The sequence below is a fragment of the Acinetobacter higginsii genome, from assembly GCF_000369525.1.
Lineage (GTDB): Bacteria > Pseudomonadota > Gammaproteobacteria > Pseudomonadales > Moraxellaceae > Acinetobacter > Acinetobacter higginsii.
The window spans coordinates 63135-81945 of record NZ_KB850072.1 but is presented as its reverse complement, the minus strand read 5'-3'; the positions used below and the strand labels follow the sequence as shown (position 1 = coordinate 81945).

The 18811-nt window shown below is 38.3% G+C and carries 17 protein-coding genes and 1 pseudogene; 6 read left to right on the top strand and 12 right to left on the bottom strand.

The window, feature by feature from the left end; all coding sequences use genetic code 11:
* The first annotated feature begins 77 nt into the window (after nucleotides 1–77).
* Complete coding sequence (locus tag F902_RS06385; RefSeq protein ID WP_005202054.1) at nucleotides 78–413, top strand: hypothetical protein; 336 nt, start codon at nucleotides 78–80, stop codon at nucleotides 411–413.
* 169 nt (nucleotides 414–582) lie between these two features.
* Here F902_RS06385 and F902_RS06380 read toward each other — a convergent pair whose 3' ends face one another.
* Both F902_RS06380 and F902_RS06375 read right to left on the bottom strand, forming a co-directional pair.
* Nucleotides 583–1470: an ArgP/LysG family DNA-binding transcriptional regulator gene (locus F902_RS06380; protein WP_005202052.1), complete on the bottom strand. Its 888-nt coding sequence runs from the start codon at nucleotides 1468–1470 to the stop codon at nucleotides 583–585.
* A 114-nt stretch (nucleotides 1471–1584) separates the two neighbouring features.
* The gene (locus tag F902_RS06375) at nucleotides 1585–2748 is read right to left on the bottom strand and encodes an MFS transporter (protein ID WP_005202050.1); all 1164 of its coding nucleotides are present in this window, start codon (nucleotides 2746–2748) and stop codon (nucleotides 1585–1587) included.
* A gap of 552 nt (nucleotides 2749–3300) precedes the next feature.
* On the opposite strand from F902_RS06375, the gene F902_RS06370 reads away from it, so the two are divergent.
* The 5 genes and pseudogenes from F902_RS06370 (at nucleotide 3301) to chrA (ending at nucleotide 7948) form a co-directional block, all read left to right on the top strand.
* A complete protein-coding gene (locus F902_RS06370; protein ID WP_004801520.1) occupies nucleotides 3301–3897 on the top strand; it encodes a LysE/ArgO family amino acid transporter in 597 nt (198 codons plus the stop codon).
* Between the two features lie 288 nt (nucleotides 3898–4185).
* Nucleotides 4186–4410 (top strand): annotated as a pseudogene (locus F902_RS22855) (integrase); the annotation flags it as partial.
* An 82-nt stretch (nucleotides 4411–4492) separates the two neighbouring features.
* A complete protein-coding gene (locus tag F902_RS06365) occupies nucleotides 4493–5371 on the top strand; it encodes a toll/interleukin-1 receptor domain-containing protein (protein ID WP_005202047.1) in 879 nt (292 codons plus the stop codon).
* 301 nt (nucleotides 5372–5672) lie between these two features.
* Nucleotides 5673–6584, top strand: a complete 912-nt coding sequence (locus F902_RS06360) for a chromate resistance protein ChrB domain-containing protein (RefSeq protein ID WP_005150545.1) — start codon at nucleotides 5673–5675, stop codon at nucleotides 6582–6584.
* 11 nt (nucleotides 6585–6595) lie between these two features.
* Nucleotides 6596–7948: a chromate efflux transporter gene (chrA, locus tag F902_RS06355; protein WP_005058256.1), complete on the top strand. Its 1353-nt coding sequence runs from the start codon at nucleotides 6596–6598 to the stop codon at nucleotides 7946–7948.
* A 50-nt stretch (nucleotides 7949–7998) separates the two neighbouring features.
* Here chrA and F902_RS22435 read toward each other — a convergent pair whose 3' ends face one another.
* The 10 genes from F902_RS22435 to F902_RS06310 all read right to left on the bottom strand — a co-directional run bounded on the left by F902_RS22435 (nucleotide 7999) and on the right by F902_RS06310 (nucleotide 18735).
* On the bottom strand, nucleotides 7999–8124 hold the full coding sequence (locus F902_RS22435) for a YHYH domain-containing protein (protein WP_000733641.1): 126 nt from the start codon (nucleotides 8122–8124) through the stop codon (nucleotides 7999–8001).
* Between the two features lie 88 nt (nucleotides 8125–8212).
* Nucleotides 8213–9520, bottom strand: a complete 1308-nt coding sequence (locus F902_RS06350; RefSeq protein ID WP_005058254.1) for an MFS transporter — start codon at nucleotides 9518–9520, stop codon at nucleotides 8213–8215.
* A gap of 81 nt (nucleotides 9521–9601) precedes the next feature.
* Entirely contained in the window at nucleotides 9602–10240 is a 639-nt protein-coding gene (locus F902_RS06345; RefSeq protein ID WP_005058253.1) for a hypothetical protein, read from the bottom strand.
* Nucleotides 10241–10251: 11 nt separating this feature from the next.
* Nucleotides 10252–10965 carry a HupE/UreJ family protein gene (locus tag F902_RS06340; RefSeq protein ID WP_005058251.1) on the bottom strand — a complete coding sequence of 238 codons (714 nt, stop codon included), beginning with the start codon at nucleotides 10963–10965 and terminating at the stop codon, nucleotides 10252–10254.
* 41 nt (nucleotides 10966–11006) lie between these two features.
* Nucleotides 11007–11342, bottom strand: a complete 336-nt coding sequence (locus tag F902_RS06335) for a hypothetical protein (protein ID WP_005058248.1) — start codon at nucleotides 11340–11342, stop codon at nucleotides 11007–11009.
* 11 nt (nucleotides 11343–11353) lie between these two features.
* Complete coding sequence (locus F902_RS06330) at nucleotides 11354–14482, bottom strand: efflux RND transporter permease subunit (RefSeq protein WP_005058246.1); 3129 nt, start codon at nucleotides 14480–14482, stop codon at nucleotides 11354–11356.
* An 11-nt stretch (nucleotides 14483–14493) separates the two neighbouring features.
* On the bottom strand, nucleotides 14494–15972 hold the full coding sequence (locus F902_RS06325; protein ID WP_005058244.1) for an efflux RND transporter periplasmic adaptor subunit: 1479 nt from the start codon (nucleotides 15970–15972) through the stop codon (nucleotides 14494–14496).
* A gap of 10 nt (nucleotides 15973–15982) precedes the next feature.
* Complete coding sequence (locus tag F902_RS06320; RefSeq protein WP_005150543.1) at nucleotides 15983–17182, bottom strand: TolC family protein; 1200 nt, start codon at nucleotides 17180–17182, stop codon at nucleotides 15983–15985.
* A 48-nt stretch (nucleotides 17183–17230) separates the two neighbouring features.
* Nucleotides 17231–17683 (bottom strand): hypothetical protein, encoded by a 453-nt coding sequence (locus tag F902_RS06315; protein WP_005058242.1) that lies wholly within the window; start codon nucleotides 17681–17683, stop codon nucleotides 17231–17233.
* Nucleotides 17684–17838: 155 nt separating this feature from the next.
* Nucleotides 17839–18735, bottom strand: a complete 897-nt coding sequence (locus tag F902_RS06310) for a recombination directionality factor (RefSeq protein ID WP_005202042.1) — start codon at nucleotides 18733–18735, stop codon at nucleotides 17839–17841.
* Between the last annotated feature and the right edge of the window lie 76 nt (nucleotides 18736–18811).

Genomic DNA, 18811 nt, shown 5'->3' with positions numbered 1-18811 from the left:
CCTCATCAAAAATAATAAATTTTTCTTGATTTTTAGTTCAATCATCTGTAGATTTTCTTTTTGAGCGAGTAATTCAAATGAATTTCCAATCTATATTTGAAACGTTTCAAACTCTTCCAAATGGAACGGATGCCTACCAACAATTAAAACATCAATGTGAACAAGCCATTGTTGCTGCTGAGCACCCGCTTGAACACAATGCTTTATTCCTCATTTATGGTTTTGCAAAAAACTATGTCCTACTTTATGAAGATCAAGCTGTCACGCCAGTTTTCGCAGACAAAGTAAAAGCACAAATTGTCGCTTATATGCATGAACTCAATGAAGCATTAAGCACAAAAGATGCCAGCAGTATATTAACCGCCTTAAATCATGTTTCTAAACAATATATTGGAAGCTCTAGAATTTTCTAATCATTGTCATCCAATATAATATCCAGACTTGTTTTAGTTTTGACATTACTTCTAAACATTTATTAGGTTTCATTTCACCAATTAAACGTTTTAGAAGTAATGTTAGCTCATGCATTTAAAATCTTGTTCTATACACGATATAATAATTTTTTATTGTTATTCTCTCATCTTAGGCCAAAATTAATCGAGCGTGATTTACAATATGCTCTGTCAAAAGCTGTAGTGGCTTTGATTGTTGATCCCAATGATGCCAATACAGTGGAATATCAATTCGAATATCAGGCAATAACCCAACCAATACTTCTGCTTTATTTTCAATATTCAGTTGCAGCTCAGGCACCATGCCATAGCCTAACCCCAATTTAATGGCGGTCACAAAAGACTCTGATGATGGAATTAAATGACAAGGATAAGTCCCTTTCATCAATCCATAGTTTTTTTCCAGAACATCAAAATGCATACGGTCTTTTTCATTAAAAATAATCGCTGGTGCAGCCCGTAAAGTTTCTCGATGAATGCCTTCTGCAAACCATTTCCGTCTAAATTGCGCTGTCGCCATCATTTGATAACGCATCAAGCCTAAATATTGCGCACGGCAACCACGCATGGGTTGATCTTCAATTGAAATACAGGCACTCACCGTCCCCTTTTCTAATAATGAATAGGTATGAGATTGGTCATCTGTTCTCAGCTCAATCACAATCTTTTCTTTGAGTAACACATCCTTTAATGCAGGAAGCAACCATGTCGCTAAAGAGTCTTCATTTGAACCAATCACAGTTTTAAAAAAATGTGATTCTCCTCCACCAGTCAAACCATGAAGTAAGTTTTGTTCTAAACGTCGGATGTGCTGTATGTGTTCAAAGATCTGCTGACCTGCTTGTGTTAAAACACAAGGACGACCCCGGATCAGCAGTAGTTGCCCTAATTCTTTTTCAAGTGCTTGCACCCTTAATGTCACCGCTGATGCAGTAATACAGAGCTTGGCACCTGCCTGTTCGAAGCTTCCATGTTCCGCAACTGCAAAGAAGGCTTCACATTGTTTATTGTCCAGCATAAGAACCTTAGAAAAATTTAGGAAAATTCAAACAGCCTTAATCTTACTAAATTTTAAAAATAAAAAAAGATGATCATAACCAGTACAAAATAGCTTTGCCCTGATTGATATAGATCAAACCAGTCTTTTTCTTAAATAGATAATACTGAGTAAGGCAAATGCCAAACCAATAAAGGACGGCGCATAACCAAAAGGCGTTGCCAGCAGCCCAACGATGACCGCACCCGCTACTGCGCCGCCATAATTAAAAATATTAACACGAGCAATAATTTCATCGCGTCGGCTTTCATCCAAACGACCTACAGCAGAATAGGTCAGTGGAACCAAAGCACCTACGGCAACACCAGCCAATGCAAAACCCAAAATAACGGTCACTAATGAATGGCTGATTCCAGACAATACACATCCGAATGCCCCGATCAGGAGCGTGACCAAAGCAATCCATGTCGCTGTTTTAAATTGCAGTAAATAATCAAGACTTAAGCGTGTGAGTAGAATTCCAATTTGATAGGCTGCATAACCCAAAGGAGCGATGGTTGCCGAGCTTGCCAAAACATCTTTGAGATAAATTGAACTCCATGTACTGATTGCAGAATCGACAGTAAACACAATCAAAATAATCAGCCCAAAAATAAGAAGCTGTTGATATGGAATCGCTGGCTTATCTTGCAGATGTATGTCTGAGGATTGTTTTTGCTGAAATAAACAGTGTCTAGAGAGTTGCGAGGTGATAAAGGCAATCGCTACTGCAATGCATAATGCTGTCGTTGCTCCAAGTGCTGTTGAAACCGTGGCTGACATAATCAATGCCCCTAAAAATGCAGCCGCGGTATAACATGCAAAGAAACCACCAAATACACTTTTACCAAGCCGTTGTTCCATGATAACTGCTTGCATATTCAGTGCTGCATCTAAACAGCCTAATCCAAGTCCATAAAGCAAAAAACTCGCAATCATGAGGATCAAATTTGGACTAAATGCAGCAATTGCTATTCCTAGTGCTTCAAAAATAAAGCCAGTCACTACAGCAAGTCGTGAGCCAAGCTTGACTGCGATACGATCAGCTAAAATTGAACCGAGTGCCGCTGCGATGCATACCCCTAGAATAATCAGCGATAATTGATCATCTGAAAGTCTGAATCGACCTTTTATTGTGGGGAGTGCCGTCATCACGGTCGCGTAGCCAAGGCCTTGTGTGGCAAAACCAAGTGCAATCACTTTTCGTGTTTTGCTGAGCATCAGATTGTTTTCATTATGAATATTATGATTGAGGTCCATGCCTGACTCACTGCATTATTTTTAAATATTTATCTGGATATTTCCTCGAGCACTTCCTGTGTCGATTGTTTTTAATTTTGATCTAAAACGATTCTGAAAATAAGGGCAATATTTGAAAAATAAGGGGGGTATTTCGGACAACAAGATTAAGCAGCTTTGTTACATCACTCGACCTCTAAGCACTTATTCAGTCATATCCATCTCAGATAAATAAAGCTATCGCTAAAATCTAAGGTACAACCCATTGGTTTTTATTCTCAATGCATCGGAGCAGTCTATTCAAAAAGCCCATTTTTAATGGCAGCAAAAAGTGCTTTACCTTGTCTAGTGTCTAAAATTAAAACTTAAAAAAATTTAGCTAAACCAAAACAATCTTAATTTTACTGACTTTTATAAATAAAAAAAGATAATAGCAAACAGTAAATTTTTAATGGAAAAAAGCATCTAACACTTGATCTAAGCGTTAGACGAACGGCCTTTGCCTAAGCATATGCACGTTGTTTTCCAGCCAAAACCAGCACAGACCACCCTATATGATCGAGGAACCAAAATATGACTGCATTTTTCTATGGGCTTGGTATTGGCTTTTCTTTAATTTTAGCCATTGGCGCGCAAAATGCTTTTGTTCTAAAACAAGGCTTAAAGCAACAGCATGTTTTTTGGGTCTGTTTGATCTGTGCACTTTCGGATTCTATCTTGATTTATTTAGGGGTCATGGGCTTTTCAAAAATCGTGATTGACTTCCCTTTGATCGTTACCATTGCCAAATACTTTGGTGCTGCTTTTTTATTTTTATATGGACTTCGAAATTTTTACTCAGCCATCAACAATAGCTCATCACTCAACCCCAGTGAAATTGAAAAAGACTCATTGCTTAAAATCATTGGAATGTGCTTGGCCTTCACCTGGCTGAATCCACATGTCTATCTAGACACCGTGATTCTGGTTGGTTCGATTTCAGTTCAGTTTGCAGATCATCTATATTTGTTTGCAGCAGGAACCATACTTTCTTCATGGATCTTCTTTTTCGCTTTAGGCTATGGCGCAAGAGTTTTATTGCCTTGGTTTAAAAAGGCCAGTTCATGGAGAATTCTAGATGTTGTTGTTGGACTGATGATGTGGGCAATTGCAACGAAGCTGTTAATCTAAAATACAGAGAAATAAAAAAGCCCTTATTTTCATAAGGGCTTTTTCGTATTTGGCGGAAGCGGTGGCAGTCACATTAGAATGGTAGTTTACTGATAAATATATATAAAATATTTTAAATTTAATTTTTTACTACTATTTTTACTACAAAAAATTCAACTTATAATTTTGGCATTTAATCCATCAAAATTATTTTTATGAATTGACTTGATGATTGTACATTAAAAACTCATCACTTGCCTCTTAACTTGTTCTAAGATCATTTGGCCATAAAGTACAGTATAAGTTCATCTAGGCTATATTGAGCCTAAACAAAGTCCTGCAAACACTAGACACAGTTTAAGTTCAACATTTCGCGACTGGTCAGCTGATAAAACTGATTACCCTCGTGAAGTCTGTGAGGTACTTGCACATAAATTACCAGATGAGGTTGAAGCTGCTTATCTACGTGGGGCATATCTTGAAAAACGGAAAGGTCTGATGGCTGATTGGGCTGGATATTGTTGTTTACCTTAAAGAATGATGCAATACGTAAGACTTGTATTTAATAAGCTCAAATAATAATCTTATCTTTTAAAATATTTATAGTAGAGAGAACATGTCGATACAAACTATTAGCAGCACCATAACTAGACTAAACAAAGAGTTAGCTGATATTACTCATCGAATGAGCTTAGAACAGAAAAAGGCAGCGGATAGCACTTCCAAAATTTTACAAATTCAAAATTCTATAGGTAAAACAACTAGTCCTAGCACCCTCAAATTAAAGCTATCTGAAATTAATAGAAAAGAACAAGAAAATGCTCGTATACAATCGAAACTTTCAGAATTACAAAAAAAGAAAACTGATATTGACAATAAGCTACTGAAAGAAAAACAGAACCTTATAAAAGAAGAAATACTGGAAAGAAAAAAATTAGAGGCTCTGACTAAAAAACATCAGAAAGACGAAATTGAACATCAAAAGAAACTGAAACGTGAAATTGATGCTATTAAGGCTTCTACCCAATACATTACTGATGTTTCAATACCATCTTACAACAATACAATACCTGAGATTGAACCAGAATATGATTTGTTTATTTCACACGCTTCAGAAGATAAAGAAGATTTTGTCAGACCACTTGCAGAGACATTACAGCAACTTGGAGTAAAAGTTTGGTACGACGAATTCACGTTAAAAGTTGGGGATAGTTTGCGTCGTAAAATTGATAGTGGTCTCCGAAACTCTAAATACGGTACCGTTGTTCTTTCAACTGACTTTATAAAAAAAGACTGGACCAACTATGAACTTGATGGCTTAGTAGCCCGTGAAATGAATGGTCACAAAATGATTCTACCGATTTGGCACAGAATTACTAAAAATGATGTTTTAGATTATAGTCCGAATTTAGCTGATAAAGTCGCCTTAAATACTTCTGTAAATAGTATTGAGGAAATTGCCCATCAATTAGCTGATGTCATCTTAAATCGATAAGCACCTTCTAAGAGTTAAAATTTTGACTGAGATTTACAAAGAACCTAATTCTCAGTCAACTTTTGCACACCCTGCAATTTAAACAATTTTTTTGATAAGTAGTACTAAACTCACAAATATTGAAGTGTGCTGAAACAATATATAACCAAATAATTTATATAAAATCATAAACTTAAAAAACAACTGCTCTTTAGTCATTTCCGCACTTTAATATTTCTTCTGATATAAGAAATCACTTCTTTGTATTTGCCCTTTAATTTTTTATATGTAATATATTAAACAAATAAGTTGAGTATATTACATGAAAATATCCTTACTCATATCCTCATTGCCTACGCAGAACACAACCACTCGTATGAGAGTCTGGCGATCTCTCAAAGCAAGTGGCGCAGCAATTCTAAGAGATGGGGTCTACTTACTCCCTATTTCGCATAGTGAAAAGTTTGACCCTATTGCTAATGATGTTATTTCAGAACAAGGAACTGCTTATGTGTTTCATGCTGAGCAACCCTTAAATCTTGAACTTGCTCCTTTCTTCAATCGAAAAGAAGAATACGACACTCTCTATAAACAACTTTCTGAGTTAAGAGATCGACAGACTAAAGATGAAAAGAAAGAGCTACTCAAGCAAGTTCGTAAACTGAGAAAAAGTATCGATGCGCTTGTAGAAATTGACTTCTACCCCGATGAGACTCAAGCACAGGTTTTAAATGAGCTATCTTCATTAGAACTTTCAATTGCACGTCTTGGTGAAGTGAATGAGCCTCAAGCGATACAAGCTCATATTCAACTTCTAGATAAAGCTAGTTATCAAAACAGAATTTGGGCAACACGTAAAAGACCTTGGATTGATCGTCTAGCCTCTGCATGGCTAATAAAGACATTTATTGATACCTCACCAACATTCATTTGGTTAGAAATGCCAAGTGACTGCCCAGAAGCAGCATTAGGATTCGATTTTGATGGTGCAACTTTCAGTCATGTCAATCATTGGGTGACCTTCGAAGTTCTTTTACATAGTTTTAATTTAGAAACACCTGCATTAAAGAAAATTGCTGAAATTGTTCATTACTTAGATGTCGGTGGAATTGAGCCTCCCGAAGCAATCGGTATTGAAAAGGTTATTCAAGGAATTAGAAGCCAGATAAGTGACGATGACCACCTATTTGCCTTATCAAATCACATTTTCGATGGCTTATATGCCAACCTATAAAGAGAATAATCATGGAACAAGAACAAGCCGCTGTACATGAAGAACCAGCACAGCCAGTTCATTTTTGGCAAGCTTTCTTATTTTGGCTTAAATTGGGGTTTATTAGTTTTGGTGGACCAGCGGGGCAAATCGCTGTTATGCACCAAGAACTCGTTGAACAAAAACGTTGGATTTCTGAAAAGCGTTTTTTACATGCTCTCAACTACTGCATGTTACTGCCTGGGCCTGAAGCACAACAATTAGCAACCTATATCGGTTGGTTGATGCATAGAACCGTTGGTGGATTAGTTGCAGGAATCCTTTTTGTATTACCCTCTCTATTTATCCTGATTGGTCTGTCATGGGTCTATGTAAAATTTGGTGATGTTCCTATTATTGCAGGTCTTTTTTATGGGATTAAACCAGCTGTTGTTGCTATCGTTTTTCATGCGACATATCGGATTGGTAGCCGATCGTTGAAAAATAAGTTTTTATGGGCAATCGCTGCGCTTGCATTCATCTCTATATTTTTCTTTAACTTGCCATTCCCCTTAATCGTTCTAACGGCTGCGATCATTGGATATTTAGCAAGTAAAAAATATCCAAGCGTTTTTACAGGCGGAGGTTCACATCAGCAAGGTAAAAAAGATTATGGTCCCGCATTAATTGATGATGATACACCTACCCCAGAACATGCCATATTTAGTTGGAAACATTTAGCTAAGATACTTTTGATTGGAGCAATCCTATGGCTTGCCCCAATTTTCAGTTTGGTTTTAACGCTTGGTTGGGATCATGCTTATACTCAAATGGCTTGGTTCTTTACAAAAGCTGCTTTGCTCACATTTGGTGGTGCTTATGCAGTATTACCTTATGTTTATCAAGGTGCTGTTAATTTTTATGGTTGGTTGAGTCCAACACAAATGATCGATGGTTTAGCCCTTGGAGAAAGCACCCCAGGTCCTCTGATCATGGTTGTTGCGTTTGTAGGATTCTTAGGTGGCTTTAATCATGCTCTGTTAGGCAATGATCATCTGTTCTTGGCAGGTGCGTTGGGTGCTGTGATTGTGACTTGGTTTACTTTCCTGTTTTCTTTCATTTTTATTCTAGCTGGTGCTCCAGTGATTGAATCAACCCACAATGAATTAAAATTTACTGCACCTTTGACGGCAATCACTGCCGCTGTTGTTGGTGTAATTTTAAATCTTGCACTTTTCTTCAGTTACCACGTTTTATGGCCAAATGGATTCGATCATCCATTCAACTATGAAGCAATGGTTATTGCGATTGCAGCATTCATCGCCTTGTTCCATTTTGAAGTCAAAGTCATGTATGTCATTTTAGCTTCGGCATTCTGTGGTTTGATTTTGTACATTGGTGCGTAAACTTATAATTTTTAATAAAAAAGGAAGCTTAGCTTCCTTTTTTTATACCATTAGTGGCAGTGACGATCCCCTGTTTTACTATTCGTGTGGCATCCTGAAGAATCAGTACCACCTGAATGAGCAAAAGCATTTGTTACCGCAAGCCCCATTAAACATACCAAGATTAGTTTTTTCATATTGTTTCCCTTTTTATTGAACGATAAAACAAGTTTGAAATTGTACAACAAACAAACGATTTACTTCTAAGCCATTAGTCGAAAAGAATTATTTAGGCCATTTTTGATGATGGTCATCAATCACATACTCATGCACATGTACACCATTAATTTGATGCTGAATCACATGTTCGTGGTCTGCGGGTAAATCATCATGGCTATGTGCTAGAAAATCTTCATCTTTAGTTGTCCATAAGCATAATGCAAGAATGAGAGCAATAATCGCAATAACAGCCATCGGAATAAAAGTCTGTAATGTGCCTATATTCGTACTCAACCATCCAACCAATGGATAAGTGATCAGCCAACAAGCATGAGAGAAAGCAAATTGGGCGGCAAACAATGATGTTCTATTCTCACTTGATGCAGACTTACGAATCAAGCGACCTGTAGGTGTTTGTGAAACTGAATATCCAATACCAAGGACAAACCAAAGTGCTAACAAACCATTATAAGATGCAATCAAAGAACCACTGAATAGTCCAATGACAAGAATTGTTGTTCCCGTCAACATGACTGATCTATCAGGAAATTTATCCAATATCTTTGGTAAAACAAAAGCAGATAACATTGACCCAAGTCCAAAAAGACCAAATGCCCATGTCGTTGCATTTTCGGTAAGTTTAAATGTCGATTGAACCAATACAACAGTATTTACAATCACAACAGCACTCGCCGAAGCAATAGCTAAATTTAAAGCAAGCAACGCCTTAAGTCTCGGCGTATTAAAATAAATTTTAGCTCCCTGCTTTATACGGCTATAAACACCTCTAAACTCAGGCACTTTGGCGACTGGTAATTTTGCACTTACCACAAACAAAGCAGAACCGATAAAACCTAATACTGTTCCTAAAAACAGATTATGGTAGCTCATGACAGTGAGTAAGAAACCTGCCAACATTGGGCTGATAATGTTTTCTAAATCATAGGCTAGTCGAGACAATGACAAAGCATTGGTATAGTCTTTTTCTTCAGGCAGAACATCTGGAATCATTGCCTGAAATGTTGGCGTAAATGCAGCAGATGCAGATTGCAGAATAAAAATGAGAATATAGATTTGCCAGATTTGTGTCACAAATGGTAGGCACAAAGCTGTTAATGCTCGGATAATATCTAATCCAACCAATACCTGTTTTCTTGGTAAGCGCTCTGCAAATGCTGATGCTATAGGTGCTACACCGATATAAGCAATCATCTTAATTGCCAAAGCAATACCAAGAACTTGAGCAGCTTCTCCCTTGGCAATATCGTATGCCTGTAAAGCTAGGGCGATCGTGATTAACCCTGTTCCAATGAGTGCAATCACTTGGGCCAAGAACAAATGCCGATATGTGGTATTTTTTAGTACTTCTAGCATTTTATGGATTCCTTTTTAGAATCTGACATCTATAACGATTAAATCTCCTTGGAAGACTATTCCAAGGAGATTGATTAAAGCTTAAAAGACTTTCTTCATTTCACTAAACTGTCCTTCTACAAGTAGAGTTACAGTCACTGGATTTTCTGTACGGTTACGCCAGAACCAACCATGTTTACCATCAAAAGCTGCTTTTAAGACACCTTGTTGAGTTGTCTCATTCTTGCCTTTTCCATAGCCATGATAGAACCCTTTAGGGGCATTTACGGGATCACCATGAGTATCATAGTTAAGACCACCTCCTACAGCTTTCCAATCAAAGTTGACACTTGCACTTTGTGGCATTGTTAGTTTTACCTCTGTTGCCTGCCCAGGTTTTAACTCAATACTAATGCTCTCTTTATTAATCGCAGGCATGGTCATCTGAACAGTATCAATTGCCGTTTGAGTCGGAGTTTCTACTGACATTTCTTCAGCACTATTCACTACCTGTTGAGCATTGAGACCATTCACTGATTCTTGAGCGAGTGATTGTTTGATTTCACCCATTTTCGTTAAGCCAAGCACTTTACCTATACCCGTCGGATCAATCGCATACTCCGCAGGCATGACACAGGTAACCAACACGACCACAGCACTAACGGCAGCTATCGCTGTTGATTTAATTAACTTTCTTGATGAAGGTAATTCGATATCTTTTGGAATTTCAGCGTTATACATAATTTAGATCCTTATTGAGTAATGAAGCCAGTAAGTTGATAGCCAACAAGTAAAAAACCGAGGAACATGAGGAAGACATTGCTTTGATAGGCTGTTTTAAAGAAATACGATGTCTTTCTCCAAAACGTCATCAATAACATGATGATGCACAGAGCCATAAACTGACCTAATTCAACCCCAATATTGAATGAGATTAAATTTGCCAACAGTCCATCACTCGGAACTTCATACTCCTGAATTTTTACTGCGAGTCCAAAACCATGAATCAGACCAAAAATTAAAGTCGCTACTTTCGTGTTTGGTTGAAAACCAAACCAACGCTGATAAGCCCCCAAGTTATCAAGAGCCTTATAAACAATTGAAAAACCAATGATTGCATCAATGATGTAAGCATTTATCGAGATATTGTAATAAACACCCACGAGCATGGTAATCGAATGCCCAAGTGCAAATAGGCTGACGTACAAGCCGATATCTTTCATTCGATATAAAAAGAAGATAATGCCAACAAGAAATAATAAATGGTCATATCCAGTGACCATATGCTTAGCACCCAAATAGATGAATGGAATCACATGAACGCCATAAATTTCTTGAATGTAGCCCTTATCACCTTCTGCTACACCATGAGCAAAAAGTGTAGGACTTGCCAATGTAATGAATAAAGTAAGTAATCGCTTTATGTAAGCACTTAATTTCACAATGTGTGAATCAATAATTTGCATGTATATCAAACTCCAAAATTTAAAATGAATTGAAAATCCATTCACTTTTTGGGCGGTTTAAAAATACGGCTTATCATCAAAAAAACATATTCTTTACACCAATCTAGAATCGATATCCCCTTTAATAGATGAGCTAAAGCAATCGATTTAAGTACGTCATAACCAACAAAATGTTCATAGTAGTTATCCTGATGACCATGTGAATGTTGTTGGCTGACCTCATGATGATGAGAATGAATTGCGTCAATTGAAACGTGTCTCTGAAATTCATTTTCAGTTACATGCTCATTAAAGTGCAAACATAAAGCGAGACTGATCATGCAGACTAGCCACATCATCACAAATTTGCTTTGTTTATCTCGCAATATATTTGTCATTAAAGATGCCCCTAAACAACCTGTTCAGTAGCATCGTTTGATTTTCTTGACCAACCTTGGTTAAACCACACATATAAGGTCGGCAAAATAATCAAAGTCAGTAAGGTTGATGAAATAATCCCACCAATAACGACAGTTGCAATTGGACGTTGAACTTCAGAACCAATACCTACGTTTAAAGCCATTGGGATAAAGCCTAGAGAAGCCACTAAGGCTGTAATCAACACAGGGCGAAGTCGTTCCATTGCACCATGTCTCACCGCATCAATGACACTTTCCCCTTGCACTCGAAGCCTTTGAATGGCAGAAACAAGAACTAAGCCATTCAGCACAGCCACACCTGACAATGCGATAAAGCCGACGGCAGCAGAAATTGAGAATGGAATATCCCGTAAAGCTAAAGCGATCACACCACCTGTTAATGCAAATGGTACGCCTGTGAATACCAAGACACTGTTTCTAACATTACCTAAAGCCATGTAGATCATGGCAAAGATCAGAATTAAAGCAATTGGAACAACAACCATGAGTCGATTCGATGCAGACTCCATTTGTTCAAATGTACCCCCCCAAGTCAGCCAGTAGCCTTCTGGTAATTTAAAATCTGCATTCAGCTTAGATTGTGCTTCTGCAATGTAACTACCAATATCTGTACCACGGACATTTGCTGTGATGACGATACGACGCTTACCATTCTCACGAGAAATTTGGTTTGGTCCTTGAACATTTTTTAACTCGATCAATTCTGATAAAAGTACACTTGAACCATCAGGCAGATTCACAGGAACTTGATAGAGTTTTTCTAAGTCTGTGACAGAGTTTTGATCCATTCGAACAACAATATCGAACTTTCGATCACCTTCAAATACCTTACCTGCTGTCTCACCAGTGATGAGGCTAGAAACCTGTTGCTGTACATCCTCAGCATCAAGCCCATAGTTGGCAATCATGTCTTTTTTCAGCTCGACAGATACCATGGGTAAACCCGTCATCTGTTCAACTTTCAAGTCAGCAGTACCATTCACTCCCTCTAAAATTTTAGCGGCAGCGTTTGCTGATTCAAGTAGTTGACCTAGATCATCACCATATATTTTCACAGCAACATCGGTACGGACACCTGAAATAAGTTCGTTAAAGCGCATTTGAATCGGCTGAGTGAACTCGTAATTATTTCCATAAACACCTTTAGCTACTCGTTCAATATCTGCAACGACTTCCGCTTTTGGTTTCTTTGGATTTGGCCACTCGCTACGTGGCTTCAACATGACAAAGTTATCAGCCACATTGGGTGGAACTGGGTCAGTGGCGATTTCTGCTGTTCCAACTTTGGCAAACATGGTCTGAACTTCAGAAATTTTCACAATTTCTTTTTCAAGCGTGTATTGCATTTCAACGGCTTGAGTTAATGAAGTACCTGGGATACGCAAAGCATGTAATGCCACATCCCCCTCATCTAAAGAAGGTATAAATTCTGAACCTAAACGAGTTGAAAGACTTGCACTGAATATAAAGAATATTGAGACAAAGGCGATCAGTAAATATCTGTGATTTAAAGACCAATCTAAAATTGGGCTATACAATTTCTTAATAAAATGAACAATCTTTGACTCTTCTTCTTTAATTTCACCTGTAGTAACTAATGCCACCATTGCAGGGACAAACGTAATTGACAGAATCATTGCACCAACTAAAGCCATAACTACCGTTGCAGCCATTGGTGTAAACATCTTGCCTTCAACACCAGTCAAAGTCATCACAGGCAGATAAACCAAAATAATGATCAATTGACCATAAAGAATCGCTTTTCGAGATTCCTTTGTTGCTTCAAACACAGTCGTAAAACGTTCTTTTTGAGTCAGAATACGTCCTAACTCTTTTTGCTTCATGGCTAATTTAGCGAGAGATGCCTCGACAATAACCACCGCACCATCAACAATAATTCCGAAATCGAGTGCACCTAAACTCATTAAATTGGCACTGATCTTTTGGTTAACCATGCCTGTAATTGTCATCAACATGGATAATGGAATCACCATCGCCGTAATCAAGGCTGCTCGGAAATGTCCAAGAAAAAGAAAAAGTACCACAATGACCAGAATTGCACCTTCAAGTAAATTCTTCTTCACTGTCTGAATCGTTGCATCAACTAAAGTTGTTCGGTTGTAGACTGCTTTCGCTTCAACACCTTCAGGTAGCGACTTTTGAACCTGTTGTAGCTTTTGATCTACAGCATGAGCAACATTTCGAGAGTTTTCGCCAATAAGCATGAACGCTGTACCCAGTACAATTTCTTGCCCATCTTTGGTCGCAGCACCTGTCCGTAATTCATGACCAATCGATATTTTTGCAACGTCTTTCAATCTGAGGATATAACCATTGCTCGTCGTGATCGGAATATTTTGGATTTGTTCAATCGAGTTAATTTGAGAATCAGAACGGATTAAATACTGCTCACCATTTTTCTCAATGTACCCTGAACCTTTGTTCATGCTGTTCTTAGAGATCGCCTCTAAAATAGCTTTCTGATCCAGCCCTATACTACGCAAATAAGCATAATCAGGTTGAACAACAAATTGTTTTAGATAGCCACCAATAGTATTGATTTCATTCACACCCTCTACATTTCGAAGCTGAGGTTTAATGACCCAATCTTGCAAGGTTCTTAATTCAGTGGGTGAAAGTGGGTTTAGACTATTCTTGGCATTCTCAACTGTATACATGAAGATCTCGCCAAGCCCTGTAGAAACAGGTCCCATTGAAGTCGATATGCCGCTTGGTAGTGTTGGTGTCACGCCTTGCAATTTTTCATTGACAATTTGACGGGCAAAATAGATGTCCGTCCCCTCCTTGAATATCGCCGTGACCTGAGATAAACCGTATCTCGACACAGAACGTGTATATTCAAGATTAGGGATACCTGCCAAAGCTGTTTCAATCGGGTAAGTGACTTGTGACTCCATCTCCATAGGAGACAAGCCTTGTGCTTCACTGTTGATTTGGACTTGTACATTTGTGATATCAGGAACAGCATCAATAGGTAGTTTAAAATAGTTATAAACACCCAATGCAGCTACGAATAGGAAGACGATCAGTACAAGCCAACGATTCTTAATCGAAAGCTTAACAATTTGGTCAAACATAGTACTACCCCTTAATGATCATGAGTAGCGCCAGATTTACCTAGCTCTGCTTTTAATAAATAAGAATTGCCTGCCGCATAAACCTGACCTGCTTTTAAGCCTGACTTAACTTCAACAAACCCGTTATATTTTTCACCCAACTCTAATGGACGTGCTTCAAAATCATTGCCTACACGAATGAACACCACATCCCAATCACGGAAGTTTTGTAAAGCATCTTCACGAACCACCATAGGCTTCAAGCTTTGATTTTCAAAAATATGTGCGGTGATCAATTGACCTGAACGCCATTTAAATTGGTTGGCAATTTCAACAAAGACTTGAGCAGTACGTGTTTTTGGATCAATGATATCACTGATGTATTTGATCGTCCCCAATGCTTCTTCTGTGCCTGATTGAATTTGAGGTTTTACAGTCACCTTAGCATTCGGGTTAATTGTATTCAGCTTATCCGCAGGAACATTGACTACTGCAAGTAACTGAGATGTATTGGCAATTTTAAATATTGGCGAAGCTGGTGTGACATTTGATCCAACTGCCCCTAGCACTTGTAAGACTGTGCCAGACATCGCAGCCCGAACTTCAATTGTACCGTTGCCTGAACCACCATAAGAGCTGATTAAATTGTTCAGTTCATTGGCACGAATCTGAGCATTATCAAATTCACGCTTTGCATTAATGTAGTCAATTTCAGGCGATACTCGTTTTTGAAATAACGTTCGCTCTTGCTCCATCTTTTTACGTGCAAATTGCAAATTATCTACTGCAATAGAACGCTCAGCATTTAAGCGGATCAAGTCTTGGCTTTGTACTGTAGCTAATAAATCACCTTGACTTACTTTATCGCCAATCGTGCGATATGTTTTGATGAGTGTTCCACTTGCTTTCGGTGTGATAAAACTTTCAAAATTATCAGGGAACTTCAATTCTCCCTTTAACTCTAAAGCATTTTCAAACATCATGGATTCAACTTTTAGGAGCTCTAAACCACTGCTCTTGATACTACTGTCCAACATGGTGACACGACCTTCTTTGGTGTCCCATTTCCACGTATGTTTTTTACCTTGATAATCAACGTTGACAATCATTAAAAATGAATGTGGTTCATAGACAATTTCATTACCGATCAAGTAATCACTCTCTGGTTTAAATTGAATATTTTGCTCTGCATCCAAACGTTTGATGTAGACATTTGCCGTTAATGCTTCAGGTTTAAGCGGTTTATCTTTGAAATACCCATAAACACGGAGATGTGGTTCTACGCCCTGCTCAAAGATTTTCACTTCCGCTGAGAAATCGCCATCACGATATAAACGTCCACCATGAGGTCCTTTCTCGTCACCTGCTACTGCAACTTTTACTTCTGTTGCTTCCCCATGTGCTGAAGAAGACTGAGTCTTTTGACCTGTCTTGTACCATGCCACAGCACATAACACGACAAGCAAGGCAATAATGCCCGTAGCCATTAAAGTATTGGTTGGTTTATTCATATTCTTGCCCTTATTCTTGATCTAAATGAGTAATGTAGTTGCGCTCGACTTCTGCAATTTCTGTCTGCAAAGCCAACCACAAATCGAATCGAGCAAGATGTTTGTCTAACCAAATTTGCTTAATGCTATTGAACTCAAGTAACGAGTTTTTCCCTGCTTGGTATCCCATCTCTGCAATGCGAAGACTTTCATTGGTTGCGGGCAAAACGGTTTGATCATATTGGTGGATCACATCGATTAAGTTAGAAACCTCAATGGACTTGTTTTCCAGTTCAATTTTAGAATTACGGCTAACCCATACAGACTGCGTTTCAGCTTTCATCTGTTCCGCTTGGGCAATCGCAATATTGCCTTTATTTCGGTTGAAGATATTGAGTGGTATTGAGGTTGAAACTTGGAATACCTTGTCATTGGTTTCTTGATAGTTTTTGACCCCAACACCCAAAGTGATATCAGGTATTGCTTCTTTACGAGCGAGTTCAAATTGTGTCTTTTTCAATTTTGAACTCAGAAACGCTTCTTGCTCAGCCAAACTAATTTTGTCTGTGAAATTAAAACTTAGAGGAACTTCTAAAGCGTTACTTGGTAGATTCGATGTGAACTTAGAGCACAGATTCTTCTGAAACTGCCCCTTTTTCACTTCATTTTGATAACGTAGTTTTGATTCAGATGAAAGTGCTGCACTGAGCTGAGCATCCGAAGGAATGACTCGCCCAAACTTGAGCCTTTCCGAAAGAACATTGGCTTGTCTTGCATTAAACTTGCTTTCTGTTGAATAAACTTCAGCACGTTGAGTTGCCACATACCAGTTCGCCATACAGATTCTTAAATCTGCTTTGAGTTCAGCCTGACGCTTTGCTATTTCGAACTGATTACGATCACCTTGAAAACTCGCAATTTGCTTTCTCAAGGAGAGTTTATTACTAAGAGGAATCTCTTGTGACAACCCTAACAAGGTTGTTGAGCCATCCAAACCCTTCAATTTGGAATTACCAAGATTATCCAACTCCACATTGAAAGTAGGATTATTTAATCTGCCAGCAAACTTTTGGTTGATTTCATAAGCTTGCTCGGACTGCTGTAGGCTATTGAGTACAGCATCACTTGCGATAACCTGCTTTTGTAGTTCAGCATAATTCGTTTCCGCAAATGCGTTTGCTGCCGTTACTACAAAACCACAGCTAAGGAATAGCTGATAAATTTTAGACATGACTTTACCTATACAAAAAAATGAATAATTATTTTTTGTATATAAAAATCAATTTCTTAGAACAATAAGAGCTTTTGTATAGGTATAAGAATTACGTAAAATAAATATTCTTTTTCTAAAGTCAAATACCCGAATCTGATGTTCAGATAACTTTAGGAACAGAAAAATAAGAGCAGTGATAAAACTTAGAATAAACACAGGGTCTATGCTTAGATCACTATCAGAAGAAATAGGCTTCACCGAGTGATGGTAGATTGGCTCATCAAAATTCTTCCAAGTGTGTGTTTCTACATCATGATCAGTCATACTTGTAAAAGAATCACCTGAGTGCTGCAAAGACCAATGACTTGATGCATCATCTTCCACAACAATACTTAATTCATGTTGGTGTTCAATATTTTCAAGTAAAACAGGTGCCCACGCATGAACTCCCGTAATTGTTATCGTAAACAAAAACAGGATAAATGCGAGTATAAGCTTAGACAACCTACTTGAACGCATGACGATGGACATACTTCTGATTTGCTAACAAAATACTAAAAAGCGTTATTAAAGTAAATCCATCTCTCAGATATTCTAGAAGTGAATATCTTCTTATCTACAGACCAAAATCTGCAAAAAAAGAGTACGAGTACTCTTTTCTAATTAAATTCATTTCAATTCAAAGCCTGCACCGACTGCTGCAACCCTTTCTGAATATCCTGAACATGAGTGAGATCATAAGATTGTTGATGCTGCTCTGGCTTCGTTTCATCCGTATAAAACTCCTCAACAATATCCAAGCCCTCTTCACCACCCACCTCAAAACTGGCATTGCCATAGCCCTGCCGTGCCACATGATCTAAAGCTTCCTGATAAAACCCTGCTGCCTTACTTTGCTCATCTATCTGTTTGGCTGAGCTAATTGCATCTTTCAGGTTTATGCCATCCCTTAAGGTTAAATCCACGTAGTAGATCGGCGTGCGATAGCTTTGCGTGGTGCTCTTGCCTCGTAAAGTGAGTTGCAATGGCAGGCACGAAAGCAAATCACCCGATGCGGCATGGTAATAACGCAACCGTGCCGCCAAAGTGCGGATACTGTTAAAGCCTGTGGTTCTAAAGATGAATGTGCCAAACTCATCCGATTCATCCAGATTGACGTAAAGTCGTCCGTAGGGCTTGCACAATCCACCTTGTGCCAATGGGCATAAATCTGGAGATGGACATGGATGTTGCTCAATCCCATGTTGTCCAAGTCGCTGACAGCTTTCACCGTTGCCTGAGCAAATTAAACGTCCAGTTTGGCGGTCAAATAGGCTGTACTCTGCTCTTAAGTTGAGATCAGGATCATTGAAGATCATCCGTACAGGTATGGTTCTGAGTTTTTGGTTTTGTGCTTTAGCTCGTAGTTGTTCATCCAGTGGATGCTTAATCCATCCGTCTTTTCCTTGAATTTGGCTGGTAATGGTAAATTGGTCATCTTTTTCAGGCAGACGTTTGCCATTCTTTTCTACAATCTTGCCTATGCTGATACGACCCAAAACAGGTGGGGTAATTGCTAAACCTTTAATCATGGTCATTTCCTTTAAATAAAAATTAGACATAAAAAAAATCCCATACCTATTAGGGTATGGGATCGGTTTGGTTGGA